This is a genomic window from Microbacterium sp. Y355 (assembly GCF_059445345.1).
In genome coordinates this window covers 1,343,629-1,368,590 of sequence record NZ_JCAIUD010000001.1, presented here as the reverse complement: position 1 = coordinate 1,368,590, position 24,962 = coordinate 1,343,629, and the positions used below count along the sequence as shown (strand labels likewise).

19 protein-coding genes are annotated in these 24,962 nt (G+C 64.6%); 9 read left to right on the top strand and 10 right to left on the bottom strand.

The genetic code is table 11. From position 1 onward, the window contains the following. The first annotated feature begins 71 nt into the window (after window positions 1-71). The gene (locus AC1C2O_RS06725) at window positions 72-1,895 is read left to right on the top strand and encodes a phosphoenolpyruvate carboxykinase (GTP) (RefSeq protein ID WP_495431699.1); all 1,824 of its coding nucleotides are present in this window, start codon (window positions 72-74) and stop codon (window positions 1,893-1,895) included. A 194-nt stretch (window positions 1,896-2,089) separates the two neighbouring features. Here AC1C2O_RS06725 and AC1C2O_RS06720 read toward each other — a convergent pair whose 3' ends face one another. Continuing rightward, a complete protein-coding gene (locus AC1C2O_RS06720) occupies window positions 2,090-3,991 on the bottom strand; it encodes an ABC transporter ATP-binding protein (RefSeq protein ID WP_495429655.1) in 1,902 nt (633 codons plus the stop codon). Between the two features lie 222 nt (window positions 3,992-4,213). On the opposite strand from AC1C2O_RS06720, the gene AC1C2O_RS06715 reads away from it, so the two are divergent. The 4 genes from AC1C2O_RS06715 to AC1C2O_RS06700 are packed head-to-tail and all read left to right on the top strand — an operon-like array spanning window position 4,214 to window position 14,085. After that, complete coding sequence (locus AC1C2O_RS06715) at window positions 4,214-4,636, top strand: hypothetical protein (RefSeq protein WP_495429654.1); 423 nt, start codon at window positions 4,214-4,216, stop codon at window positions 4,634-4,636. Continuing rightward, a complete protein-coding gene (locus AC1C2O_RS06710; RefSeq protein WP_495429653.1) occupies window positions 4,633-7,368 on the top strand; it encodes a vWA domain-containing protein in 2,736 nt (911 codons plus the stop codon). Before AC1C2O_RS06715 ends, AC1C2O_RS06710 begins: the two co-directional genes overlap by 4 nt. A 43-nt stretch (window positions 7,369-7,411) precedes the next feature. Beyond that, complete coding sequence (locus tag AC1C2O_RS06705; protein WP_495429652.1) at window positions 7,412-10,825, top strand: tubulin-like doman-containing protein; 3,414 nt, start codon at window positions 7,412-7,414, stop codon at window positions 10,823-10,825. A gap of 2 nt (window positions 10,826-10,827) precedes the next feature. After that, window positions 10,828-14,085, top strand: coding sequence for a hypothetical protein (locus AC1C2O_RS06700; protein WP_495429651.1), 3,258 nt, complete (start codon window positions 10,828-10,830; stop codon window positions 14,083-14,085). Between the two features lie 64 nt (window positions 14,086-14,149). Here AC1C2O_RS06700 and AC1C2O_RS06695 read toward each other — a convergent pair whose 3' ends face one another. Together AC1C2O_RS06695 and AC1C2O_RS06690 are read right to left on the bottom strand one after the other, a co-directional pair. Beyond that, window positions 14,150-15,274 (bottom strand): PQQ-dependent sugar dehydrogenase, encoded by a 1,125-nt coding sequence (locus tag AC1C2O_RS06695; protein ID WP_495429650.1) that lies wholly within the window; start codon window positions 15,272-15,274, stop codon window positions 14,150-14,152. Window positions 15,275-15,347: 73 nt separating this feature from the next. Continuing rightward, window positions 15,348-16,085 (bottom strand): SDR family oxidoreductase, encoded by a 738-nt coding sequence (locus AC1C2O_RS06690; RefSeq protein WP_495429649.1) that lies wholly within the window; start codon window positions 16,083-16,085, stop codon window positions 15,348-15,350. 85 nt (window positions 16,086-16,170) lie between these two features. Between AC1C2O_RS06690 and AC1C2O_RS06685 the strand changes: the two genes are divergently transcribed. Together AC1C2O_RS06685 and AC1C2O_RS06680 are read left to right on the top strand one after the other, a co-directional pair. Further along, entirely contained in the window at window positions 16,171-16,779 is a 609-nt protein-coding gene (locus AC1C2O_RS06685) for a TetR/AcrR family transcriptional regulator (RefSeq protein WP_495429648.1), read from the top strand. 55 nt (window positions 16,780-16,834) lie between these two features. After that, window positions 16,835-17,548, top strand: a complete 714-nt coding sequence (locus AC1C2O_RS06680) for a hypothetical protein (protein WP_495429647.1) — start codon at window positions 16,835-16,837, stop codon at window positions 17,546-17,548. Window positions 17,549-17,599: 51 nt separating this feature from the next. Here the strand turns inward: AC1C2O_RS06680 and AC1C2O_RS06675 are convergent, their stop codons facing one another. The 3 genes from AC1C2O_RS06675 to AC1C2O_RS06665 are packed head-to-tail and all read right to left on the bottom strand — an operon-like array spanning window position 17,600 to window position 18,768. Beyond that, window positions 17,600-18,109, bottom strand: coding sequence for a hypothetical protein (locus tag AC1C2O_RS06675; RefSeq protein WP_495429646.1), 510 nt, complete (start codon window positions 18,107-18,109; stop codon window positions 17,600-17,602). Then, on the bottom strand, window positions 18,106-18,294 hold the full coding sequence (locus tag AC1C2O_RS06670) for a hypothetical protein (RefSeq protein ID WP_495429645.1): 189 nt from the start codon (window positions 18,292-18,294) through the stop codon (window positions 18,106-18,108). The genes AC1C2O_RS06675 and AC1C2O_RS06670 overlap by 4 nt, the downstream gene beginning before the upstream one ends. A gap of 30 nt (window positions 18,295-18,324) precedes the next feature. Beyond that, window positions 18,325-18,768 carry a VOC family protein gene (locus tag AC1C2O_RS06665; RefSeq protein ID WP_495429644.1) on the bottom strand — a complete coding sequence of 148 codons (444 nt, stop codon included), beginning with the start codon at window positions 18,766-18,768 and terminating at the stop codon, window positions 18,325-18,327. Between the two features lie 122 nt (window positions 18,769-18,890). Between AC1C2O_RS06665 and AC1C2O_RS06660 the strand changes: the two genes are divergently transcribed. Then, a complete protein-coding gene (locus AC1C2O_RS06660; RefSeq protein ID WP_495429643.1) occupies window positions 18,891-19,439 on the top strand; it encodes a CGNR zinc finger domain-containing protein in 549 nt (182 codons plus the stop codon). Window positions 19,440-19,455: 16 nt separating this feature from the next. Here AC1C2O_RS06660 and AC1C2O_RS06655 read toward each other — a convergent pair whose 3' ends face one another. Then, on the bottom strand, window positions 19,456-19,662 hold the full coding sequence (locus AC1C2O_RS06655) for an AsnC family protein (RefSeq protein ID WP_495429642.1): 207 nt from the start codon (window positions 19,660-19,662) through the stop codon (window positions 19,456-19,458). 131 nt (window positions 19,663-19,793) lie between these two features. Between AC1C2O_RS06655 and AC1C2O_RS06650 the strand changes: the two genes are divergently transcribed. Further along, window positions 19,794-20,822, top strand: coding sequence for a S66 family peptidase (locus AC1C2O_RS06650; RefSeq protein WP_495429641.1), 1,029 nt, complete (start codon window positions 19,794-19,796; stop codon window positions 20,820-20,822). A gap of 12 nt (window positions 20,823-20,834) precedes the next feature. On the opposite strand, the gene AC1C2O_RS06645 is transcribed toward AC1C2O_RS06650, so the two are convergent. From AC1C2O_RS06645 to AC1C2O_RS06635, 3 genes are all read right to left on the bottom strand, one after another. Next, window positions 20,835-22,571 carry a glycoside hydrolase family 35 protein gene (locus AC1C2O_RS06645; RefSeq protein ID WP_495429640.1) on the bottom strand — a complete coding sequence of 579 codons (1,737 nt, stop codon included), beginning with the start codon at window positions 22,569-22,571 and terminating at the stop codon, window positions 20,835-20,837. 78 nt (window positions 22,572-22,649) lie between these two features. Then, the gene (locus AC1C2O_RS06640; RefSeq protein WP_495429639.1) at window positions 22,650-24,008 is read right to left on the bottom strand and encodes an ABC transporter substrate-binding protein; all 1,359 of its coding nucleotides are present in this window, start codon (window positions 24,006-24,008) and stop codon (window positions 22,650-22,652) included. A 61-nt stretch (window positions 24,009-24,069) separates the two neighbouring features. Further along, window positions 24,070-24,960 carry a carbohydrate ABC transporter permease gene (locus AC1C2O_RS06635; RefSeq protein ID WP_495429638.1) on the bottom strand — a complete coding sequence of 297 codons (891 nt, stop codon included), beginning with the start codon at window positions 24,958-24,960 and terminating at the stop codon, window positions 24,070-24,072. Between the last annotated feature and the right edge of the window lie 2 nt (window positions 24,961-24,962).

Below are 24,962 nucleotides of genomic sequence, written 5' to 3'. Positions count from 1 at the left end.
ATAGTCATCAACTCTTCAAGGGAGCAGACATGGTTATGGTCGAGACTTTCACCCCCCGCGTTCCAGCCGTCATGCCGGCGCGCACTCTGGGCACGGCTCCCGCGTATGACACACTCGCGATGGCAGAGCTGTCCGCCTGGGTCGAGGAAGTGCGCGCGCTCACTCAGCCTGACTCGGTGCACTGGGTCGACGGCTCACCAGCCGAGAACGACGCGCTCCTGCGAGGACTCGTCTCCGAGGGCAAGCTCATCAAGCTGAACCCCGAGTGGCGGCCAGGGTCGTACCTGGCACGTTCGCACCCCAGCGACGTCGCCCGCACTGAGGCGCGCACCTTCATCTCTTCGGAGCGCGAATCCGATGCCGGACCCACAAACAACTGGGCGCCTCCGGCCGAGATGCACGAGAAAATGACCGAGATCTTCGAAGGATCGATGCGCGGTCGCACCATGTACGTCGTGCCGTTCTCAATGGGCGCCATCGGTGGCCCGCTCTCGCACATCGGCGTGCAGATCACTGACAGCGCCTACGCCGTGACATCCATGAGCATCATGACCCGAGTCGGCGACGCCGTCACCCGTCAGATCGCCGAGGGTGCGCCGTGGGTCAAGACTGTCCACTCCGTCGGTGCGCCGCTCGCTCCTGGCGAGCAGGATGTCGAGTGGCCCTGCAACGACGAGAAGTACATTGTGCACTTCCCCGACACGCTTGAGGTCTACTCCTACGGCTCTGGATACGGCGGCAACGCCATCCTCGCCAAGAAGTGCTTCGCGTTGCGTATCGCATCGGTGATCGCACGTGACGAGGGTTGGCTCGCCGAGCACATGCTGCTCATTCGCGTCATCGACCCGAAGGGTAAGGCCTACCACGTGGCTGCGGCTTTCCCCTCGGCGTGCGGAAAGACGAACCTCGCCATGCTGCGTCCGACAATTCCCGGCTGGAAGGTCGAGACCCTTGGCGATGACATTGCATGGATTCGTCCTGGCGAAGACGGTCGCATGTGGGCCATCAACCCTGAGGCTGGGTTCTTCGGGGTCGCACCCGGCACCGGCGAGTCGACCAATGTCACGGCCGTTGAAACGCTGTGGGGCAACACGATCTTCACCAACGTCGCACTTCGCCCGGACGGCGATGTGTGGTGGGAAGGTCTGACCGACACTCCGCCGGCGCACCTGACCGACTGGGAGGGTAACGACTGGACACCCGACTCCGGGCGCCCGGCCGCGCACCCCAACTCCCGCTTCACGGTTTCTGCAGCGCAGTGTCCGCAGATCTCGGACGACTGGGAAGAGGCAGTCCCGCTCGACGTCATCCTGTTCGGTGGCCGTCGCGCAACGAACGTCCCCCTCGTCGTCGAAGCGACCGACTGGACGCACGGGGTCTTCCTCGGATCGACGATCTCCTCCGAGCGCACGGCCGCGGCGGAAGGCACGCTCGGCGAACTGCGCCGCGATCCCTTCGCGATGCTCCCGTTCTGCGGTTACAACATGGGCGACTACTTCGCTCACTGGCTCAAGGTCGGCCGCAAGTTGCGCTTCGATCGCGCACCGCGCATCTTCCAGGTCAACTGGTTCCGCCGCGGTGATGACGGCCGCTTCCTGTGGCCGGGGTTCGGTGACAATTCGCGTGTCGTCGACTGGATCATCCGCCGCATCAGCGGTGAGGTGGGAGCAGTCGACAGCCCAATTGGTCGCCTGCCGATCATCGAGGACCTCAACCTCGATGGCCTCGACGTCTCGCAGCAGGATCTCGACGAGCTGTTCGCCATCGACCCCGATGCATGGCTACGTGAGGCGGATTCCACGGAGGAGTTCTTTAACACCTTCGGAGACACCCTGCCCGTTGCGCTGCGCACAGAGCTCGCGTCGCTGCGGTACCGGCTCGCGCACGCGCAGTAGCGCGCACATAGACCCGCGACGGCGGGATGGCAGGGACATACCCATGGCTGAGTGGTCCCGTCATCCTTCCGTCGCGTATATCCGGGCACTCACGTGTCCCAATAGCCGGGCCTGTCCCGTTCTGTTGACGTTTCGGGGGAATCAGTCAGCAGATCGGGACAGAGTCCGCATTTCATAACGGCCGATGCCGGATGCTACGCGAGCAACTGGTGCCGGGCGAGGTCGCGATACAGCGGTGTGGACTCAATGAGCTCGGAGTGCGTGCCCTGCCCGACCACTTCACCGTCTTGCAGCACGATGATCAGATCGCTGTCGACGACTGTGGACAGTCGGTGCGCGATCACGATGAGCGTGCGGTCGGTGGCGACCGCGTCAATGGCCTCGCGCATGCGCTGTTCGTTCACTCCGTCGAGCGAGGACGTCGACTCATCCAGCAGCAGGATCGGTGCCTCGGTGAGCAGGGTCCGAGCGATCGCCAGGCGCTGACGCTCACCGCCGGAGAGCATCACGCCGTCTTCGCCGACGGGAGTCTGCAGACCCAAGGTGCCGCGCTCCAGCACATCGCCGAGGTTCACCGCGCGTAGCACGCGCTCGCAGTCCTCATCTGTGGCATCGGGGGAGGCAAGCCGCAGATTGTCGGCGAGCGTGCCGGCGAGAGTCGGGGCATCCTGTTCCACATAGCCGAAGCGGGCGCGCAGTTCGGCGCGCGGGTAGGTGCGGATGTCGTGACCGTCCAGGCGAATGGAACCGCCGATCGGGTCGTAGAACCGCTCGATCAGTGACAGGATCGTGCTCTTGCCAGCACCGCTAGGACCGACCAGCGCAATACGTGAGCCGCGGGGTACCTCGAAGGAGACGCCTCGGAGAACATCCCGATCGGCGGGCTTGTCGGTGTCCGGCCCGCTCGTCTTGCGCTCGAGATGCGCATCGACGAGAACGGTGTGCGCCTCTGTCTCGGCCGCTTCACGTGCGGCGACAACGACGTCGGGATAGCGGAAGCGGACGTCATGGAAGACGAGGGCGGGCCCTTCGACGGGCTCAGGGGCCGGCTCAGAGGCCGACAGGGACGCGGCGATCGAGGCATCCTCCTGGTCTTCGGTGGGAAGATCCAGCACCTCTTGAATGCGACCGAGCGCGCCCAGAGCCTGGTTCACCGAGGTGATGGCGCCGAAGGTAGTAGCCAAAGGCATGAGCATCATGAAGAGGAACATGACGAAGGTGATCAGTGAGGGTACCGAGATGGCGCCTGCGGCCACTCGGAATCCACCCACGCCCAGCACCGCCAGCAGCGACAGTTGGAGGGCGACACCAGAGATCGGCACCACGAGAGCGGAGACCTTCGCGATCTGCACGCCGAGTCCGTAGGCCTCACCTGCAAGCTTCGAGACTGACGCCGTCTCTCGTTCGGTGGCGCCAGAAGCACGCACGGTACGGATCGATCCGATTGCGCGTTCTACAGCAGACGCCAGCTCTCCGACCTTGACCTGTTGTGCACTGGAGGCCGAGCGGATGCGTCCACTCAGCAGCACCACGACGCCCAAGGACACCCCGACCACCACAACGATGATGAGCAGCAGGATCGGGTCGATGATGAGCATCGCGATCAGTGCGCCGAGGAACAGGACGACGCTGCCGACGGCATCCGCAAGCCCCTGTGTGAGTACGGCGTAGAGCAGCGTCGTGTCTGTGCCCACACGCGAGACGAGATCGCCCGTACGGCGGGCGTCGAATTCACGGATCGGCAGGTGCAAGATGCGGGCGATGAGCTGGCGGCGGCTGGAGTACACCACCGCGGTGCCGGTGCGCTGCAGCAGATAGTGCTGATAGCCCGAGATCACGGATGACACGATCACGAAACCGGCCAACAGCCACACCAGCATCCCCAGAGCATCGCCTGCCTGAACGGAGAGGATGACCTGTCCGACCAGCAGCGGCTGCACGAGTGAAGTCGCGGCTCCGATGAGGCTGAGAATCGCGACGATGATTAGCGTGCGCTTGTGCTCGAAGAGGAACGGAAGAAGCTGGCGGAACGTGGCGCGCGGACCATCTTGTGGTGCGCCGCGCCCGCGCCGGCGGCTGGTCGCCGTGCGAGACATACGAGACCTCGATCTGAGAAGGGGAGTACTACGACCGTACTTCCTGATCGGCACAGCTCTTGTCAGGTTCCGCGATGAGCGAAGTCTGTGATCGGGAGCACAGGTAACGGCCTCATGATCGGGGCATGGCTGTTTCTGGATAGGCACAGTCAGAGGGCGCCGCTAATGTGTGGAGGACTGTCTAAATGGCACAGCCCGAGCCGGTGTGAGGGGGAAGAAGAGATGACGTCAGCTGCACGTGCGGTGACGCAGCGACCGGCGGTGACACGCGCCGGCCGCGCTAGCGCCGTGCCGCTCATCGTTGGACTCTCCGCCGCGGCACTCAGCCTCGTCCTCGCAGCGCTGGTCATCGCGCTCGAGAGTGCGCCAGTGAAGGTGATCTTCGAGATCCCGCTGCCTTTGGTCGTGGCAGAGTCATGGTGGCTCAGCCTGCTCGGTTATCTGTTGACGCCTGTGGTCGTGATCGCCTGCTACGGATGGGATGCCATCGCACAACGGACAGGTATGCGCCGTAACGTGAACTTCTCGCAGCGCACCGGCTACGGCACGGTACTTCGCTGGACCGTCGCGGTATCCATCCTCATCGGCATCTGGCACATCCTGAACCTCAGCGTTCCGCTCGCGGAAGCGTGGGGGCTGTCATGAGGCGCTCCTTCCGCACTGCAGCGATCACACTGGCGACGCTGCTGCTGACCTCGATGGGGTTGACGTCGTTGAGTTCCGCAGCGATGGCGGCCGACGTACCCGCAACACCAGGCGTGGTCGCCGCCGTCTCCGGCAGCGGTCTCTCCGACAACGGTCAGGCGGCGATCGCCGACCTGCGCGTGTGCCTCGCATCGCAGAACACGCTAAACGTCTACTACCTCGTCGACTCCTCTTACTCGCTCGAGGTCGCCGACAGCGGCGGCCCTGGTTCTGACCCTGACATCGTCCGGGCCTCGATCCTCGGCAACAGCCTCGAGCAGCTCGGCGCGATCCGTGATGACATCTCGGTGAACTGGGCCGCCGGTTTCTTCTCCAGCGACTATTCCGCAGCGGTCGGCTGGCAGCCGTGGAATGATGCGAGCCCGGGCCAACTAGCCGACACCATCAGGGCCAAGACGCCGGGCGGATACACGAACTGGCCCGCCGCGCTGTCCGGTGCCCAGCGCTCACTTGCGTCGCAGCAGGACACAGCTCCCGGCTGTCAGCTACTCATCTGGCTCACCGACGGGCAACTCGACATCCAAGCCCCAGATGGTCAGCAGCAGGAAGACTTCGACGCCCTCGCGCAGATGTGCAGCGCAAGCGGGGTGTTCAACTCGTTTCGCCAGTCCGGTGTCGTTGTGATCGGGGCCCTACTCGCGGTGGACTCCGCGTCGCAGAGCGCCGCCGCTGACATGCAGTCGCTGGTCGAGGGGACCGCGACCGGCTCGGAGGCGCAGTGCGGGCAGCAGCCGCTGCCGGCATCTCACGTGCACGGAGCGTTCGTCGAGGCATCGGCGCCAGACTCCCTCGCGCAGGTCTTCCTGCAGCTGAGCGCTCAGGTCGAAGGCGGAAACCCACAGCCGCTCGACGCAGACGGCTCGTTCTGGATCGATGAGGGCGTGGCACGTTTCCGCATCATCCTCGCGGGGGACTGGACGCTCACCCCGCCCGAGGGATCGCCCTTGAATTCGGCATCCTCCGGCGCGGAACAGGACTGGGCGACGGTCACGGTGACCGACGGGGCGAGCGTCATCGACGTGCGCACGGACGCCGATTCTCCCGGCAAATGGCAGCTCAAGGCAAGCGATGCTCGTTCGCTCTTCCTGTTCAGCGATCTGCGGATCGTGTTCGAAGACAGCAACAGCATCGAGCTGTCGGCCGACGGATCGGCGTCGTCATCTCTGGATGCGACGGTTGTGGATGCCGAAGGCGACGCGACCGATCTGAGTGTGTTCGGCGACAACACCTTCTCTGCGTGGTACCTCGATGCGAACGGTGCCCGCGCCGAACTCAGCGGCGCGCGTATCGACGCTGCGACGGGGAAAATATCCATACCGCTGCCTGCTGATCTCACCCTCGCGCAGCTCGTCGTCACCGCATCGATTGACCCGCTCGTGACGCGGACGCACCAGTTGGCGCTCGCACCGGTGACGGTGGAGCAGACGATCACGACGGCGCTGCCCAAGCAGTTCCCACGGGTAGCGACGGTGCCAGTGGCGCTCTCCGATCTCGAGTGGGCAAACGGCGAAGCGACAGGCATCATCACGCTGACCGGTCCGACCGAGGGCGGCGACGGCGTCGTGTGCCTGCCGAACGACCCGACCGTGGTCAGCGATGCGGGCAACCGTGATGGCTGGCGGTGGAACATCGGTGGTCTTGACGGCGAGCAATGCATCACGGTGCCGATGAACGGTGAGGTCACCGTGGCCATCTCCGCAGCCAACGACACCCCAGCCGACAGCTTCGTTCAGGCGACGGTCCCGGTCGAATTCCGCTCGGCATCCGGTGACGTCCTCACACAGGACATCCCGCTGCAGTTCCGCTCCACGTACCCGGTGAATACCGCAGCTGTGCTGCTGCTGACGCTGGGATTGCTGCTGCTGGGGCTTCTGATCCCCCTCATCATCCTGTGGCTCGTGAACCGGGCAACCACACGCATCGACGTGCCTAAGGACACCCAGCGTGCTGCATTCCCGGTGCGCATCACGGCCGGAGGCGCGCAGGTCACGGCACCTCGGGAGGGTAGCGCGCTCTCGGATGCGTTCCGATTCGGGAAGCCATCGGAGGGTATGCGCACGATTGCGGATGCCGATCTTGGTGTCCTGCGCTCGCGGGTGCCATGGTTCCCGCTGCGCGCGCCATGGTACGAAGTAGTTGCTCCTGCGGGAAGCGCTCTGATCACGGCAAGGGCGGGGCGGACGGCATCCGCGGCCAAGGACTCGAAGGGGCGGCTGCGATTCGCGAAGCTTCCGCTTGATCGATTCTGGGCAGTCGTCGTCAGCGACGCAGAACTGCGCCGGACCGAGCGCGGCGACGACGTGAATGGCACGCTCGTGATCTATCACCGCGCGTCTTCGAGCGACCAGGGCCAGCACGCTCAGCGCATCGGAGAGGTCGAGGCTGACATCAAACTGGCCGAGGCAGTGAACAGGGCACGCGCCGAGCTGCAGGAGCGCACAGCGTCTGCCGGCGCGGCATCCTCTCGTCCAGACCGCCCAGACCATCCAGACCGTCCAGACCGTCCAGACCGCCCAGATCGTCCTGGTCGGGCTGACGGCGAGGCATCCACTCCGCCACGTCGGAACAACACGGGCAGCGCTCCACCCTCGCGCGGCGATACTGCGCCGCCGGTGGGTACGGGCGTTCCACCACCTCCGCGACCGAGCACTCCTCCGCCACCGCGACCCTGACTGCACACCCGACCGCACGGAACATTGAAAAACAGGAGTCACCATGCTTCGTCCCTTCCTCATCATCGGCGTCGGCGGTTCCGGCGGCAAGACGCTGCGCGGGCTCAAGTACCAGCTCGAACTGAAGCTTCAGCAAGCTGGATGGAGTGGTGGGATCCCGGCTGCGTGGCAGTTCCTGCACTTCGACACGCCCACCGTGCAGGACGGCGTCGACTACCCCGCACCGTTCCTGCCCCCGCAGGAGTACAAGGGCCTAGTGAGCGCCGGCGCAAACTACGACACGGTCTACAAGACGATCGAAGGTGCGCACGCGACGAACCAGGCGGTGCACGCCGACGTTGAGCGTCAACTGCCCGACCCGCGTCGGGTGCGGGTGGATGTCACCAAGGGTGCGGGGCAATTCCGTGCGGTCGGCCGTGCTGTGGCGCTATCGGCAACGAAGGACATCGCGGTCGCGGCCCGCAACGCCATCGCGCGCCTCGGAGATGCGTCTGCGCTCGCGGAGCTGCAGACGCTCGGTCGGGCGCTTCGGGCACGTGATGAGTCGACGAACAACAGTCCGACCGTCATCGTGATCTCCTCTGTCGCAGGTGGTTCGGGGGCGGGGCAGTTCCTTGACATCGTCGAGATCGTGAAGTCGACCGCGCGGCAGTACCCGTGGTCGAACGAGGTGTTCAGCATCCTCTACGCGCCAGACGTCTTTGACCAGCTCGGGGTCACCGCAGGAACTCCGGGGAACGCGCTGGCCGCGATCGCCGAGACCATGAACGGATTCTGGACCGACACCCCGTCGAACTCGACGATCGAGTTGCTGCAGACGCAGGGCGTCACGCCGTCGTACGGTGGCGCGCGGGATCGGGTCGGCGCCGCATATCCGTTCATCGTGGGGCGCAGCAACTCCAAAGTCACCTTCGCCGATCAGAGCGAGGTTTACAGCGCCGTCGCGACGAGCCTGTCCGCCTGGATCACCGATGACCGTGTGCAAGACAGCATCACGGCCTATGCTTCCGGCAACTGGCAGGCGCGGGTCTCGGCGAACGTGCTACCGGACAACACGGGACTCATCAACCCCGGCCAGCACTCACCGGCATTCTCATCGATGGGGTTCGGTCGGGTCACCCTCGGCCGTGACAAGTTCTTCGAGTATTCCGCCGAGCGCCTCGCCCGCTCGGTGATCGACCGGATGCTTTACGCACACACCGAGTCCGACCCGCTGTTCGCGCAGCGCACTGAGGCAGAGTGGATCTCCGTTCGCGCCGATCAGGACTATCAGCTGTTCGTGCGCGAACTGCGTCTGAACGAAGACACCGAAGAGCACAACGACGTCGTCGACAGGCTGCGCGACACGGCACAGCTCGAGTCGCTGAAGAACCGGCTCGCGCACAACATCCTCAACAAGCTCGGCGATCCATCGCAACTCGACAAGAATGGTGGTCTCGACCTCACCACCTGGAGCCAGCGACTTCTGGCCGAGTGGACGGCGCGCGCGCCTGAGCTTCTGCGCGAAGATCACGGTCACCGCCAGGCGCTTATGGAGGATTGGGCCCGCGAGGTGCCGGATGAACTGCTGCACGTGATCGCGCAGCATGTTGCGACGAACGGCCTCCCCGTCGTGACCGAGCTGCTCACGCGTCTCGATCGCACGCTCAAGAGTGCGGCAGACGGCCTCGAGGCCGAAGCACAGCAGCGCGATGAGTGGGTGCAGTCCCTGCCGTCGCTCGTCAGCGAACAGTTGCAGAGCGCGCCGAACCAGCAGTCGATCAGGCCGGATCAGGATGCCGTGATCGGCGCAGTCGAGCGCATCCAACAGGGCTTGGAGTGGGCCTCGGAGTCGCCATTGCGGCGCAGTGCGGCCCAGCTGCTGAACGAGTTGCGTCGAGATTTTCTCGCACCGCTCAGGGTGCATCTGGAGGGTTCGTACGAAGAGCTCTCTCTGCGCGTTAGGGCACGTAAGACCAGCGATGATCGCGACAACGACTACGATTTCTGGCCGAAGCGCGAAGACTCCACTGTGCCGCGGAAGTACACTCCTGCGCCGAACGAACGTCTGCTCATCGAGCAGGATGAGTACCCTAGCGAGTTCGAGCGTCTGGTGCGTGCGACCGTCAGTGAGGGTGCTGGGCGCTTCTCAGATGCGGTGCTCGATGTCATGCGTGAGCTCATCGTGGGCGTAGAGGCGCGCTCGCGCAAGGAAGACGATGCCACGAAGTGGTCACTCGTCGATCAGGCGCGCACCTGGAAGCCGTCTGTCACTGCTGACCCAGAAGCCGCGCGCTCGCCGCAGAGCCCTCGGTTCACGATGGCCACGAGTCCGGAGCGCTATGTCGCCCGTGCTCGACTCTGGATGCGCCGCGAAGGTACGGCATTCAACTCCTATGTCACCGAGGATTTGCGCAGCTTCTTCGATGAGGCCGAGCTTGCCCCTGATGTGTTCGGCCAGCGTCGTGAGAAGTTCCGTGAGCAGCTGCAGGCCGCGCTCGGAGCAAGTGAACCGTTGGTCAAGCTCAACCCGACGCTGCTGCGACTTGTGCACGACAAATCGATCAACGAGGCGACCAGCCTGGTGTTCAGCTCGATCCCGTTCAAGACGGGCACCGAGATGTACGCCGTGACGAAGCAGGTGCTGGGGGCCATGGGCTTCTGGAACGATGCGATCTCCGACTCGTGGTTCCAGGATGCTCGGGTGGAGGGCATCGAAGTCTTCGCGATGAGCGGGTTCCCCTACCAGCCGATCGTCATGGACTCGGTCATGGAGCCGATCGCGCGCGACTGGCTGCGGCAGTCGAACACGCAGGAGAGCCGTGAGGCATTCTGGCGGTTCAAGCGGTCTCGCCTGCTCGGTGAGGCGATCCCCGCCGACCCGACCGTGATCTCGGCGATGATCCGCGGTTGGTACGTCGCCAAGGCGCTGGGTTGGCTCAAAGTCGATCCTGACGGCGGCGAGCGTGGCCCGGGGCTGTCACTGTGGGACCCGGCAGCTCGCCGGTACACCGACTTCCCTCGTCCGCTGCTCGACACGCGTCGCACGCAGCCGTATGACTATCCGGGTGTGGTGATGCAGTCTCTGACGATCGCACTCGCACTGTGCAGCTCGCAGGAGTCACTGGAGCCGCTGCGCCCATATCAAGTCTTGGCGCTGCTCGGCGGAGACGATCTGGAGATGTCGAACACCCTGATGCGCTGGGTGCAGGAGGGCAAGCTCGATCCGGACGCTCCGGTGCCAGATGCCGCACGCGCCGGTGACGTCGCAGCTGGGCTCAACGGTCGCCAGCAGGCGCTGCGGGACTACTTCGCGAGCGAGTACTCCGCTTTCCGCTCGCAGGTAGCCGAGCACGATTTCTCGGTGTCGGTGTACGACTACCCGGTCAGCTGGGAGATCCGTCACCAGGTGACGGCCGCACTGCAGAGCCTGTCGTCTTCTGTGATGGCGACGCGGGCCGCGGACAGCGGGGTCTGATCATGCTGCGTTCGTCCTGGCCGGCCGGGAAGGCCAGTGTCATCCTGCTTCCCAGCGGCCGGCAGGGAGAGTCAGTGCTGGAAGTCGCTCGCGAATGGACGCGGATGGGACTTCTTGGCCCTGCACTGTGGGTGCGTCCAGAACAAGTGCGCCGCGCGCGCACCGGGCCGCCGCGGATTGGCGCGACCATCCTCGTGCTCGACCGTGAGCACCGATTGCAGGATGTCGAGGTCGACCTGTTCGAAACGCTGGCGCGCGAGAGTCTCGCGCTCGTGCGATTGGTCAAGTTGCGTTCGGCGGTGCCCTCGCGTGAGATCGATGAGGAACAGGATGAGATCGCAGGCCTACTCGAGGCCTACCTCACCAAGGCGATGCCGATGGCGGTACCGACGGCGAACATCGCGGATCAGTCCACCGATCTCTCGCGTATCACGCTGATCTGCGCACCGACGGAGTTCCAGCTGCAGCAGCGGGTGGATTGGGTTGCGTCCGAGTACGGCACAGTCGTTGTGGCAGCTCCGGAGGATCGCTCATCTCCGTGGTCGGGAGATGCCTTCGTTCGCGACAACGATCGCTTCGTCGGCTTTGCGCTGATGCATCTGGCGAGTGTCGCCGGCCTGTGGAGTGGAGCTGGCGTCGGCACATTCGAGCTCATCTCTCGGGAGGCGTCGAGCCAGCAGAGTGTGTGGGTGTCACGTGTATTCCTCAACGCGATCATCACCGAGGCGCTCGGCCGGCGGACCGCGGCTCACGTGCTCGAGCTCGCCAGCCAGGCGGACTCGCTGATCATCGACCCGAGCGTCGGGTCACCGCCATCCGGCACCGCGTTCATCGACGACGAGGCGGTTCCGGCATATGTCGAGCAGATGGTCGAGGCATCCATGGCTCTCGATCAGGGTGCGTTGAGTTTTCACCCGACTGCCCCCGAGGAATCACCCGATCGCGAACGAATCGGCATCGGTGCGCAGATGAAGAGTTTCGGCGCGTTCTGCGTCGACAAGATCAGCGCGATGCCGAAATGGGCGTGGCGCTGGTTGACGTCGCGCACGGCGCGGGCGCTCACCAAACAGCTGCAGTCCGATGATGGTACGCACATCGTCGGGGAGGACTACGACGCGATTCTCGACGCGCGTGACGCGCAACTGATTGCTCGACGCGACGAGATCTTCGAGTCCGAGCGCGTTGCGCGCGCCGCGATGGCTGCACCAGTCGGCATCAGCAGGCTCCGTACGACGCCTCGGCTGTGGGCGCGACTGCGTGAGCTAGTGTTCGGTTCTCTCGACGGCAGCTCCGATCTCTCCGACCTTGGGTTCGCTTCCGTGGAGGAGAAGGTGCCGGTGTTCGGACGCGTGTCTGACGTGTTCCCCTCGCCGGATGAGACGTGGACTGTCGAGGACGGGCCATCGAACCTGTCGCTGCCGATCGATTGGTACGTGCTCGCCCAGGGAGACCCGCGCGGTCACCTGATCAGATGGATGCAGAACGGGCAAGAGTTGGCGGCGCGTGCCGCGGTGGACGCCGCCGGTGCTGATCACGCGTTCCGGCTACTGCCCGATCCCGTTGACGAACAGGACGGTGATCAGGAAGTCGACAGTGCTGTCGCCGTGCAATCGGATGCCATCGATGCTCCGGGTGGTCATGCATTCATCACGACCGGCACGGGCGAGACGGTGTCGATCACCGTGGAGCTGCCCGGTGATACCCCTGAAGATGAGTCTGAAGACGACGAAGCTGATGTCGCATCCGCATCCGCCGCCGTGTCTCCGGTCGAGGCTGTGGCGCAGCGCGAGTACCGGGAGCGGATGCAGCGCGAGATGCGCGGGCACTGGGAAGACAGGCGTCGTCGGCGCGACGAGGCTGCGGCCGAAGCGGAAGCCGCGGCAGCTGAGCAGCAGCGACGAGAGTCGGGCGTTGGTGACTACGACACCTGGGCCGTCAGCCGTGATCGCTCGTTCGCGTGGCGTCTCTTGGCCCGGCTTGCGGCCGACCGTGCGTCGGCGGGCGAGGCCGTCGCACGGTTCGCACGAGAGATCGAGCAGTTGCGCGTCCCGGTTCCGGGCGAGCTGGTTCGACTGCGCAAGGCGTTCCACCGACGCATGCTCATCGGGTGGTTGGTGACCGCCGTCGTCGCGGCGCTGTTGATTCTGGTGCCGATCTGGATACCTCAGCTGCGCCCGCGCCTGCTCCTCGTCGGTCTCTGGTATCCAGAGGACTGGCTTACGATCGTGGTCGCTGCCGCCGTGGTTGTGCTGCTGACCAGCATTTCCTTGGCGGCTTACCACCGTGGCTGGTCGTCGTTCCAACGTCGGGTGAATCTCACCCATGCGCACCTGCGGCATATCTCGGATGCCTCGCGCAGCGCGCGCCGCGAGCTGGCGCGCCTGTCCTCGCTGCACCGCCAGACAGTCGACTGGCTTGATCTGCTGGCGCGTGCGATCCATCACCCGTGGCAGATCCGTCCTGAGTGGCAGGCGAAGCCCGACTACGAGCTAGCGCGCGTGTCGTTGCCCTTCGCGATGAGCGTTGGCACAGTCGTGGAGAGCGACCATGCGGCATCCACGAGGCTCCGACGCATGACGACTGAGCACCTGGTCAGGCGGGGATGGCGTGCGGATGCGTTCCACGATCTTGTGCGCGAGGTCGGGTCGGAGCTCGGTCAGGATGGCACCGCCTTCGGAGTGGGTGCGCTGGACGATGACCTGCCGCACTCTTCGAACAACACGCGAAAGATGCTTCGCGACACGATGCGCCGAGAGTCGGTGCTCACTCGTGTTGCCGCCCCGCGCCTGCGCGCACTGATGACCGAGATTCAGCGCCATGCACTGCACAGCAGCACTCCGCATGTCACGTCGATCGATGACAACCCGCTCGACGCGCTTGCTGCGACGGCAGACCCCGCCGGCATTGATGAGGGCATCGCCTGGGATGATTTCCTGCTTGGGGCACTCGCAGGGCGGCGTCAGCCGGTCACACCGCTGAGCACGAGTTGGCTTGCACAGCGTCAGGTGCAGGAGGGGCATCACGAGCAGGTGACCAGTTACCTGGTGCTGCCGGACCGTCTGGAGGCGCAGCTCGGCTTCCAGGACGATGCCGCAGTCATCACTTCCACGTTCGAGGGCATCGGCAGATCGAGCATCGATCTCGTATGGCGTGCGGATGTCGTCGGTCCGCTTCCGATCGGTGCGATTGGCCTGTGGGATGCGGGGCAGAACCCCGTCATCGTCGAGGCGGATCCAGAGAACTACGGAAGTGGGATCTGATCCGCTGTCGCGACTAGGTGGCTCCGATTCGGCGGGTGACTACGGTGTCTCCATGGGTGGACTGTCATGATGCCGGTGTGGCGACCCCGATACGGACGATATGGTCATCGCCTGGTCGCGGATCGGCTCCTCCCCATGTGGCGCGGTCGGTGTTGGACGTCATGATCCACAGCGCACCGTCGGGAGCGACCTCGACCGTGCGAATGCGGCCGAATTCGCCGACGAGGTGCTCAATCGGCTCGGCCGTTGCAGACGCGCCGTCAACGGGGAGTTGCCAGAGCCTCTGGCCACCCAGGGCACCGATCCACAGCGACCCGGCCGCGTAGGCCACGCCGGAAGGGCTGGCATCATCGGGATGGATGACAGCGATCGGCTGCTCTCCGGAAGACCCTGAGGTGCCTTCGGAGTCGGGCCATCCGTAGTCCGCGCCCGCGCGAAGGACGTTGATTTCATCCCAGGTGCGGTGGCCGAGCTCAGTCGCGTAAGCCGTGCCATCCGGACCGAATGCAATGCCCTGTACGTTGCGATGGCCGCTGGAATAGACGGGTGAGTCATCGGGGTTTTCGTCGGGGATGGAGCCGTCCAGGGCGATACGGAGGATCTTCCCGTTGAGCGAATCGGCAGTGGCCGCGTTCTCCGGTTCGAACGCGTCGCCCGTGCCGATCCAAAGATGCCCATCGGGACCGATGGCGAGGCGCCCGCCGTGATGTCGATCCGCGGTCTGGATGCCGTCGAGCAGTACGCGATCGACAGCGAGCGAGCCAAAGTCTTCGGCGATCGTGAGCGACACGATGCGGTTCTGATCTGCCCCGGAGACCGAGGCGAAGACCGTGCGGTCATCAGCGAAGTCGGGCGAGGCGACGATCCCGAGCAGTCCACCCTCTGATGACACGCTCACGTCGGGCACGACGCCAACCGTCTGCGGGTCGCCGCCGTCGGCGGAAATGCGCACGATCTCTCCGGTAATGCGTTCTGACACGAGCGCCGACCCGTCCGGGAGGAACGTCAGCCCCCACGGAGCGTTCAGCCCTGTGGTCAACACCTCGGGCTGCCCGAGAACAGCGATCTCTCCCGCCTCGCCCGAGGGCGTTGACGTCGCGGGAGGAATCATCGGGTCCGGGGAGGTCGACTGCTCCGAATCGACGGTGCAGCCAGCGAGAACCATGGTGACGGTCGCGGTCGCGAGCATCGCTCGGAACCGGGTGCCTCGCGTCGACCTCCGGTTGTAGGACGGGGGCGCGCGATGATCTAGCCGACCCATCTCAGGCCGCTCCACCGTTGACGTAAAGCACTTGCCCGTTCACCCAGCGGGCCGGGCCAGCGAGGAATGCCACCATCTCGGTGATGTCCTCAGGTGTTCCGAGTCGCTCCATGGGGTTCATCGAAGCGATCCGATCGATGGCCTCCTGGGTCTTGCCCTCGAAGAACAGCGGCGTCGCGGTGGGGCCGGGCGCGATGGCGTTGACAGTGATGTCGCGGCCGCGCAGCTCACGCGCCAGAATCAGCGTCAATGCTTCGACTGCTCCTTTAGACGCGGCATAGGCACCATACGTCGGGATCTGCAGGCGTGTCACCGAAGTGGAGAGGTTAATGATCGCGCCGCCAGTACGCACGCGCTGCGCCGCCTGCTGGTCGACCACGAATGTCCCGCGCACGTTGGTGCGCTGGATCTGATCGAAGGTCTGCAGGTCCATTTTGGCGATGGGTGCCAGCGGCATGATGCCCGCTGTGTGCACGACGACGTCGACGCCTCCGAACGCAGATTCTGCGGCGCTGAACACCGCAGCCATCGCGGTTTCGTCAGCCACATCGCCGCCGGCGCTGATTGCGCGTCCACCGGCATCGACGATTTCTTTCACGACGCTCTCGGCGCGGTTCTCGTTGCTCGCGTAGTGCACGAGGACGGCGAATCCGTCGGCTGCCAAACGCAGGGCGGCGGCGCGTCCGATGCCGCCGGAGCCGCCGGTAACGATGGCGACGCGATCAATGTTGCCTGCCATGAGGGAACCTTCCGTTAGGATATGTACGAGTAATCCATTTACTAGGATACGGAATAATGTACACCTTGTCCACAAGGGGATGCTGATGCCTGAAACCACTCTTGCCGCCGAGCGTCGAGGCCGGGGGCGCCGTCCGGCGGCGGAAGTGCGAGCTGGCGTGCTCATTGCGGCCGGGCGGATTCTGTTGCGCGACGGAATCCAGGCCGTGACATTCGAGCGAGTCGCCGCCGAAGCAGGGTCGAGCAAGATGACCCTCTACAAGTGGTGGCCGTCGCCGGGTGCGCTGGCGGCCGAGGCCTATTTTGAGCAGAGCGAGCAGATTCTGGAGTTCACCGACACAGGGGATGTGCGAGCGGACGTCCTTGCGCAGCTCACGTCGTTTATTCGTCTGCTGACCGTTGAGGGAGCGGGAAAACCGGTATCAGAGCTCGTCGGCATGGCCCAGTTGGATTCGGATCTCGCACACGCGTGGTCCGAGCATTATTCTCTTCCTCGACGTGAGCGCGCTCGTGTACGCCTGCGCGCTGCACAAGAAGCAGGCCAGCTACGCGGGGACGCGGACCTCGATATCGTCGTCGATCAGCTGTGGGGGGCGTGCTACCACCGACTCCTCGTACTCAAAGTACCGCTCGACGACGCTCTGGCGGAGCGCCTCGTAGACCACGCGCTCCAAGGATCGGCGCCACGCGTCTAGGCAGGATTGCGGCCCGATGCTTGCGAGGCGCGCTGTGATCAAGGAGGCTCGATGCATGCAGTTCGCCGGCGTATTGCCTCCAGATGCTCCTGACCCGCGCGTCGCGGCCGAAGAGCGGCTGCGCGATCTTGACTACTCAGTGATGGGACTGGTGCCACAACGTGCCGCCGAAGATCACGGGTCAGTGGGCATCAGCGAGGGGTGCGACGCGGCGGGACGGTCGAGTCTTTCGGTGAGTATCAACTACACGCTCTGGCGGAACCCTGGTGATCACGGTGATCCCGTCAACCTCGCCGAACTTGATGGACAGACTCTCGCTGCCCTCGAGAACGAGCCGCCCTGGCCTCGTCCGGTCTGGCTCATCGAGCAAGTCCAGCGAATGCGCTACCCGCTGCTCTGGGAAGCGGTTCGGACGTCCTGGCATCGCGACCCGTCCGAATGCACGACGCTCTCGCGGCAACTCGTCGACCACACGAACTACATTCTCGTGAACCAATTCCGTGAGGAACTCGGACTCCTGCCGGGACCGCAAACCGAAACCTCGTGGAAAGTGTCCGAATCGTCAGTGAACTCCACTGTGACTCTCGAAGTCGACGGTGTCGACGTTCCCGCATCCGAGGTCGATACCGACCCATTTGTCTACGCTATCGGTGCGCAGCTCGCCCCGGCCGTCGTTGTGACCGTGGTCCTCGCTCGAGATCACCTTTCCCATCTGCGGATCGCAATTGCCACGCGCAGCGTCGCGGATGCGGCCGGGCACGAGGGCTGACGCAGCGATGGGGTGTGGTGTACGCCACACCCCATTCGTATGCTCGTGGAGTCAGTACCAGCCGTAGTCGACGGCGTATGGTTCCAGATACTGCACGCCAGAGTGCTCATCCATTCCGTTCGAGCTGGCGCCTGAGGAAGCGGTGGTCAAGAGCGCGATGCTGGTGACAAGTGCCACGATCGCCAGGGCTGTCCCGGCCAAGATGGCGACGGGATGCATGTCCTCGGCGAGTTCCCCGAAAAGTCGCTTCATCCACCCGCTCCGACTCAGTTCTGGTGTATTGGCGGGCCGTGCGGGTTGGGCGGCTTGCGTGACGACGGGGTTCGTTGCGGGACTCGCCGCCGCTGCGCCCTCGTCGATGACCGACGCGGCGAGCACATCCACCTGGCGGGGAGTGAGGCGCTCGAATGCGTCGATAAGACGTATGTTCAGAGCTCCGTCCGAGTCGCGCAGCGTCACCAGGTATCGGGCGATGGCTGCCCGGTCGATATCGGTAAGATCCTGATCGCTGTGGGCAGTGATCGACGGTCCTGTCGGTGCATCGTCATCGCGGCGCATCATGCGACCTGCGTGATCGCGTAGCCGGCGTCAGCGAAGGTATTCGCCATGTGCTCGGCATACCAGTGCGCCCATTCCTCATGGTGCACACCGCCGAGCACTTCTGCTTCATACACTCCGTGCGCTGTCGCGGCCCTCGTCAAGAGGTCCAGAAACAGGAGCTGGCGTGTCTCGTGATCGATGTTCATCGTTATCTCCCTCGGTCTCGAGTGGCGGGCTCAGCGGCCAGGGGCGCGAGCTACGATCTGCTGCAAGATCCACTCATTGCCGTCGGGGTCATCGAACGACGCGAAAGTCGCATAGCTGTCGCCGGCTGTGCTCGCACCAGGCAGGCGGTGCGCGTCATCGGCCCAGTGGAAAATGCCGTCTTCGTCGTGCCAGAGCTCGCTGATTGGTGCTCCCGATGCCAGCAATTCGCGCCGCGCCTCGGCGATATCGGAAGTGATCAGATGAAGTCCACGGGCTGACCCGGGCTGGGCAGTAGTGAGGTTGTCTCCGAAGATGATCGACGCTTCAGAGTCGGGGGGAGTCACCTGTACGACCCGCAGGCCGCGGTCTGTGGCGAAGTCTGCGTCGAGCCTGAATCCGAGTCCTTCGTAGAACGCTTTCGAGCGATCAACGTCAGCGACGGGCAGTACGATGATTTCAAACTTGAGCTCCATGATTTCCTCCGTTGAGTTGGCGTTACCTGTTTGGGTGGTAACGACACTGACAGAGGTTCCGTTACCCGTCAAGGGGGTAACCAGAATTTGGTGGAAAAACTGTCACCGCTTAGAGTGGTGACATGATCCATTCGTTCCCCTGCGGCGACCCGGCCCTCGACTTCGTCGGGACCTGGCAGGCGCGCCGCAATGAGTCGCCGACGGAAATGCTGGGTACGCCCGCCGATCTCGATGCATGGTTCGTTGAATCCACGCTCGTGCCCAACGGTGTGAGTCCCAATTCTGACGATCTGGCCGCCGCGATCGAGCTGCGAGAAGCGATCTATGCGCTCGTTCTGGCACGGATCGAACGCCAGGATCTGCCCGCAGATGGCATCACCACCGTGAACGCGTACGCCTCGCACGCACCCCTGCTGCGGGTTCTTCATCAGGGTGGTCGTTCCCAGGAGGGCACCAGCACAGCCGCGCTGTCTGAGATCGCTCGAGGCGCGATTGACCTGGTCGGCGGATCGGAAGCAGGGCTGCTTCGAGAATGCGCTCGCCCTGAATGCACTCAGGTCTACATTGATCGCTCCAGAGGGCAGCGCCGCGAATGGTGCTCCATGAAGACCTGCGGAAGTCGAGTGAAAGTCGCCGCGTACCGCTCCCGACTGAAGGCTGCCAGCGGGTGAAAGGGCTGGAGGACTGCTAGCTCCGGCCGAACCGGCGATGAGCCGCTTGTTTGCTTACGCCGAGGGCGCTGGCGACGGCCTGCCACGAGTAGCCCGCGTTGCGGGCGCGACGCACCTGGGCTTCCTCGGCGCGAGAGATTTCGCGGCGAAGCTCAGTGAGGCGATGCAACTCGGCGAGTGGTTCGCCCTCCGGGTCGGTGGCGAGTGCGGTGTGTGTGCTCATAAAGTCAATCTACATTGACGCGAACTCGTCGTCAAGCAATGTTGACGCGGGCATAGGACCACCCATCGAACTCGTGATCACTCCGTGAGCGGAGCCCGCGGCCGACCGACGTTATCCGGCAGAATGGTTCGATGCCGTCAAAGCTCGTTCCCGGCGACCGCGTCGCCATCCTGTCGCCCGCATTCGCTGCCCCCGCCGTTGCGCCTGAGTTGCATGAGCAGGCGATGCGCCGGCTCACTGAACTCACCGAATTGATTCCGGTGGAGTATCCGACCACTCGCCAACTCGACGCGAGCCCGGAAGCGCGTGCGGCGGACGTCAATGCCGCCTTCGCTGATCCCACGATTCGGGCGATTCTCGCCACGATCGGCGGCGACGATCAGATCCTCGTCGTGCCACACCTGGATGCTGCCCTCGCACAGGCCGACCCGAAGCCGTTCGTCGGATACAGCGACAACACGAACATCCTGAATTGGCTGTGGCAGCACGACATCTCAGGCTTCTACGGTGGCTCGACGGCCGTACACCTGGGCCCCGGCCCTGCCGTCGACGACATTCACCTGCGCTCGCTGCGCGCTGCGTTGATGGACGGCGGCCAGCTGGAGTTGACGGAACCTGGCGAATCAGAGGACGTCGGAAGGCGCTGGGAAGACCCGAAGGCACTCACCGAGTACGGCGACCGAGTGCAGACCGAGCCATGGACGTGGTCGGGGCCTGCGACACGAGTCGAAGGACGCACCTGGGGTGGGTGTCTGGAAGGGCTGGATGGTCTGGCGTTCGCGGATCGGCTGCCAGCGGCATCCGAACTTGAGGGCGCGATCCTGATCCTCGAGACGAGCGAGGAACGTCCGCCTGCCGGCTGGGTGGCCCGCTGGCTCCGCGGGCTGGGGGAGCGCGGCATCCTTGCTGCTGCCGCCGGCGTGATCGTCGCGCGTCCGCCGGTGAGCGACTTCGAGTTCCACCCTTCGGCGGATGAGGCGCAGGCGCTGCGTGACGCGCAACGTGATGCCGTCATCGAAACGGTCACGCGGTACAACCCGGATGCCATGATCTGCATTGGCGTGCCGTTCGGGCACACTCGTCCGCAGTGGATCATCCCGTACGGCGGACGCATCACGTTGGACGGAGCCGCGCGAACAGTCGTCGCCGACTACAGCTGACCGCTGACGCGCTTACTCCTCCAGGTCGCCGAGCAAGAGCCCCGAGACGGTCGTCACGCGTGGCACGAGCAGCTGCTCGAGCTCCAGGACGACGACACGGTTCGCTCCCGCATGCGTCACCGGCGCGGGGACGTACAGCGTCTTCTGCGGACCGTTTCGCCAGTACCGCCCGAGGAAGAAGCCATTCACGAACGCGTAGCCCTTGCCCCAGTCCGACGTGTCGAGGAAGAGATCGGTGCTGCCGGCGAGGAGAAGGTCGGCGACCCACGCCGATGGGGCGGACCCGGCATCCCTTTCGGTCGTGCGCTCAGACACTTCAGTGGCGATCGCGGCGACGTCCAGCGGTGTGCAGCGCCACCCGATCAGCGGCTCACCGTTCAACGTGGGCGTGCCTACAAGCCCCTTTTCCTCGCCCAATCGGTGATCGTAGTTCACGCGGCCCTGATCCTCGACAAGGATGCTGAGGGCACCGCCGGCCGGGATCGCGATGGCGCGGTCGTGTCGGGTACGGGCGAGAGTACCGACACGCTGGTCGTCCACGCGAACCCAGGCGAGATCCCGGACAGCGTCGACAGCCAGCAGGCTCCCGTCTGAAGGTGAAGGCAGATCGATGTCGTAGCGGACGAGGGCGCTCAGATGTCCGAGAGCATCGAAGGTCACAGGCTGATCGGATGCCACGGCGCTGCCGCCGTCCGTCCACGGGCCAACAGATCGGAGCGGGGCAGTGAGTTCCACGCCGGGTGATGGCACTGTCGGCACCTCAGCCGGTACCGGAGCGTACTTGGCGATCACGTCGCGCAGGGCGAAGTACTTCTCGGTCGGGTTGCCGGCCTCATCCAGCGGGGCGTCGTAGTCGTACGACGTTACCAGCGGCAGATAGCGACCCTTGTGGTTCGCGCCGTTGGTGAGGCCGAAGTTCGTGCCGCCGTGGAACATGTAGATGTTGACGGATGCCCCGGCGGCCAGCAGTGCGTCGAGCTCGGCGGCGGTCGCTGCGACACCGGTGGTGTGGTGGACCCCGCCCCACCAGTCGAACCAGCCGTCCCAGAACTCCGAGCACATCAGCGGGCCGGTCTTCTGGTGCTGCCGGAGTGTTTCGAGGCGCTCTGGCACGCGGGAGCCGAAGGAGCCCGTGCGGTGCAACTCGGGAAGACTGCCGTCGGCCAGCATCTGATCGACTGGTTGATCGACGGTCGTCAGGGGCACGATGATCCCTGACTCCTTCGTGACCCGCACCAGCTCCTCGAGGTATGCCGTATCTGAACCGTAGGCGCCGTATTCGTTCTCGATCTGCACGAGAACGACGGGTCCGCCGTGCTGGATCTGCCGTGGGGCGACGATGTCGTAGATGCGACGAAGGAACCCCGTCACATCGGCGAGGTAGCCCGGGTCTGAGGTACGCAGCGTGTTCTCGTCGGCGTCGAGCCAGGTGGGCAGGCCCCCGTTGTGCCATTCGGCGCAGATGTAGGGGCCGGGGCGCACGATCGCGTCCATGCCTTCTTCGCGAACAAGGTCGAGGAATCGGCCGAGGTCATTCCAGCCGCTGGCATTCCATTCGCCTCGCCGCGGTTCATGCGCGTTCCAGGCGACATACGTCTCCACCGTATTCAAGCCCATGAGGCGTGCCTTGTGGATGCGGTCCCTCCACTGATCCGGGTGAACCCGGAAGTAGTGAATGGCCCCGGAGATCACGCGGTGCGGCCGACCGTCGCGGAGGAAGTCGGTCTCGCCGATGGAAAAGGATGTCACGTGCTGCGCTTTCGATGAAGAGGGGTGAATTGGCGACGGGGAGTCCGGCAGAGCGCCGACCTCCCCGTCATCCGGGTGTTACTTGTTTACGGTGAAGCCCTGCGTGTTGCCGTACTCGACCAGCGCGTCCTGCCAGGCGACGAGGCCCTCGTTCAGGTCTGTGCCGTTCTGGTAAGACTGGCCCACGGTGTCGCCGAAGATGCTGTTCGCGTAGACCTGGTAGGGCAGGTAGCTCCAGCCCTCGACGACCTCATTGGCCGCCGCGGCAAGGACTTCGTTGATCTTCTGGCCGCCGAAGTACTCGGGAGCATCGCTGAGGAACTCTTCGCTGGACAGCTCTGCCGTCGTCGACGGGAACCCGCCGCTCTCAAGGAACGTCGAGATGCTCTCGTCACTGTTGTTCAGCCACTGCAGGAATCCGGCTGCGAGTTCAGGGTTGGCGCTCTGCGTCGTGACGGCCTGTCCGCCACCACCGTTTTCCGCCGTTGCCGGCGTGCCGTCGTACGTCGGCATCGGCGCGACGCGCCAGTCGCCGGAGCCGTCAGGTGCACCGGTGATGAGGTTGCCGGGCATCCAGGCGCCGATCACGAGGGTTGCGAGGCTGCCGTCGCCGAGGCCACGGAACCACTCATCGCTCCAGCTGCCGTAAGGAGCCACGAGGTCTTCCTCGATGAGGCGGTTCCAGTTGTCCGCCCACTTCTTCGACCCGGCATCCTGCAGGTCGAGCGTCACGTTCGTGCCGTCGGTCTGGAAGGGCTGGCCGCCGGCCTGCCAGATCATGCTGGTCGCAAACCCAGCGTCACCGATGTCGTTGGTGATGTACGCGTTCGGGTCGGCGGCGTGGATCGCCTTCGCGGCCTCGTAGTACTCATCCCACGTGGTCGGCACGGCGACACCGGCCGCGTCGAAGACGGTCTTGTTGTAGAACAGGGCCATGGGGCCGGAGTCCTGCGGGAGGCCATAGATCGCGTCGCCGTCGGTAACGGAATTCCAGGTGGATGCCGTGTAGTCATCCTCGAAATCGGCGAAGCCGTACTGCGAGAGATCGACGAACGCGTCCGTGAGTGCGAACTGCGGGAAGGCGTAGTACTCGATCTGGACGACATCCGGTGCGCCCGAGCCCGCCTTGATCGCGTTCTGCAGCTTCGTGTACTCCTCGTTGTTGGTTCCAGCGTTGACGAGGTTCACCTTGACGTTCGGGTACTCCTTCTCGAACGCAGCGACCTGCGCCTCGGCCGAGGGCGTCCATGACCAGTAGGTGAGCTCGCCGCCGGTCTCAAGCGCGGCTTCTACCGAAGCGAGGGAGCCGTCGCCTGCTTCGGTGTCGCCGGCGTCGTTTCCGCCAGCGCTGCATCCGGCGAGGGCCAGTGCGGCCACTGTGCCGGCTGCGAGCACCGAGAGGGTGCGCCGTCCGGCGGGTGAGGGAAGGTGCTTCATTGCTGTGTCCTTTCGGGGTGCGGTCCTTCGGAGGACCGACGTTCTGTGTGGGGGAGCGGTGCTACTGCTTGACGCTTCCCGCGGTGAGTCCTGACTGCCAGAACCGCTGCAGTAGCAGGAAGGCGATGACGATCGGGATGATGGTGAGCAGCGACCCCATGATCACGAGGTTGTAGATCGGTTGGGATCCGGCGCCGATCGCCTGGTTGCTCCACTGATTCAGGCCGACGGTCAGCGGGTACCAGGCCGGGTCGGAGAGCATGATCAGTGGCAGGAAGTAGTTGTTCCAGGTCGCGACGACGGTGAACAATGCGACCGTGACGATGCCTGGTGCGAGCAGCCGCATCGAGATCGTGAAGAACGTGCGGAATTCGCCTGCGCCGTCGATGCGGGCAGCTTCGAGCAACTCTGTCGGTATGGATTCGGAAGCGAAGACCCAGATCAGATAGAGACCGAATGGACTGATCAGCGACGGGATGATGACCGCCCACGGGGTGTTTGTAAGCCCCAGTTCACTGAACAAGAGGAATGTCGGTACAGCGAGTGCCGTTCCAGGAACGGCGACCGCACCGAGGACTATCGCGAAGACCGCGCGGCGACCAGGGAAGCGGTACTTGGCGAGACCGTAGCCGGCCATTGTTGCCAGGAGCGTCGCGCCACCGGCGCCGACAACGACATACAGCAGCGTGTTGCCGAGCCATCGGAGGAAGATGCCGTCACCGTATGCGAACGTCGCCGCGAGGTTGTCGAAGAAGGCGAAGTCATCCGAGAACCAGAGGCCGAAGGACGAGAACAAACCGGCCTGTGTCTTTGTCGAGCTGAAGAGCAGCCAGACGAGAGGCACGAGCGTGTAGAGCGCGTAGACGATCATCACGATCAGGAGCGTCTTGGACGACTTTGGGGTCAGTGAGTTGCCGCGTTTGCGGGGCGTACGAGCGATTGTGAGTGCCATGG

Coding starts and splice junctions, on each gene's coding strand:
- AC1C2O_RS06725 (WP_495431699.1), top strand. CDS start 72: ATGCCGGCGCGCACTCTGGGCACGGCTCCCGCGTATGACACACTCGCG.
- AC1C2O_RS06720 (WP_495429655.1), bottom strand. CDS start 3,991: ATGTCTCGCACGGCGACCAGCCGCCGGCGCGGGCGCGGCGCACCACAA.
- AC1C2O_RS06715 (WP_495429654.1), top strand. CDS start 4,214: ATGACGTCAGCTGCACGTGCGGTGACGCAGCGACCGGCGGTGACACGC.
- AC1C2O_RS06710 (WP_495429653.1), top strand. CDS start 4,633: ATGAGGCGCTCCTTCCGCACTGCAGCGATCACACTGGCGACGCTGCTG.
- AC1C2O_RS06705 (WP_495429652.1), top strand. CDS start 7,412: ATGCTTCGTCCCTTCCTCATCATCGGCGTCGGCGGTTCCGGCGGCAAG.
- AC1C2O_RS06700 (WP_495429651.1), top strand. CDS start 10,828: ATGCTGCGTTCGTCCTGGCCGGCCGGGAAGGCCAGTGTCATCCTGCTT.
- AC1C2O_RS06695 (WP_495429650.1), bottom strand. CDS start 15,274: ATGCTCGCGACCGCGACCGTCACCATGGTTCTCGCTGGCTGCACCGTC.
- AC1C2O_RS06690 (WP_495429649.1), bottom strand. CDS start 16,085: ATGGCAGGCAACATTGATCGCGTCGCCATCGTTACCGGCGGCTCCGGC.
- AC1C2O_RS06685 (WP_495429648.1), top strand. CDS start 16,171: ATGCCTGAAACCACTCTTGCCGCCGAGCGTCGAGGCCGGGGGCGCCGT.
- AC1C2O_RS06680 (WP_495429647.1), top strand. CDS start 16,835: ATGCAGTTCGCCGGCGTATTGCCTCCAGATGCTCCTGACCCGCGCGTC.
- AC1C2O_RS06675 (WP_495429646.1), bottom strand. CDS start 18,109: ATGATGCGCCGCGATGACGATGCACCGACAGGACCGTCGATCACTGCC.
- AC1C2O_RS06670 (WP_495429645.1), bottom strand. CDS start 18,294: ATGAACATCGATCACGAGACACGCCAGCTCCTGTTTCTGGACCTCTTG.
- AC1C2O_RS06665 (WP_495429644.1), bottom strand. CDS start 18,768: ATGGAGCTCAAGTTTGAAATCATCGTACTGCCCGTCGCTGACGTTGAT.
- AC1C2O_RS06660 (WP_495429643.1), top strand. CDS start 18,891: ATGATCCATTCGTTCCCCTGCGGCGACCCGGCCCTCGACTTCGTCGGG.
- AC1C2O_RS06655 (WP_495429642.1), bottom strand. CDS start 19,662: ATGAGCACACACACCGCACTCGCCACCGACCCGGAGGGCGAACCACTC.
- AC1C2O_RS06650 (WP_495429641.1), top strand. CDS start 19,794: ATGCCGTCAAAGCTCGTTCCCGGCGACCGCGTCGCCATCCTGTCGCCC.
- AC1C2O_RS06640 (WP_495429639.1), bottom strand. CDS start 24,008: ATGAAGCACCTTCCCTCACCCGCCGGACGGCGCACCCTCTCGGTGCTC.
- AC1C2O_RS06635 (WP_495429638.1), bottom strand. CDS start 24,960: ATGGCACTCACAATCGCTCGTACGCCCCGCAAACGCGGCAACTCACTG.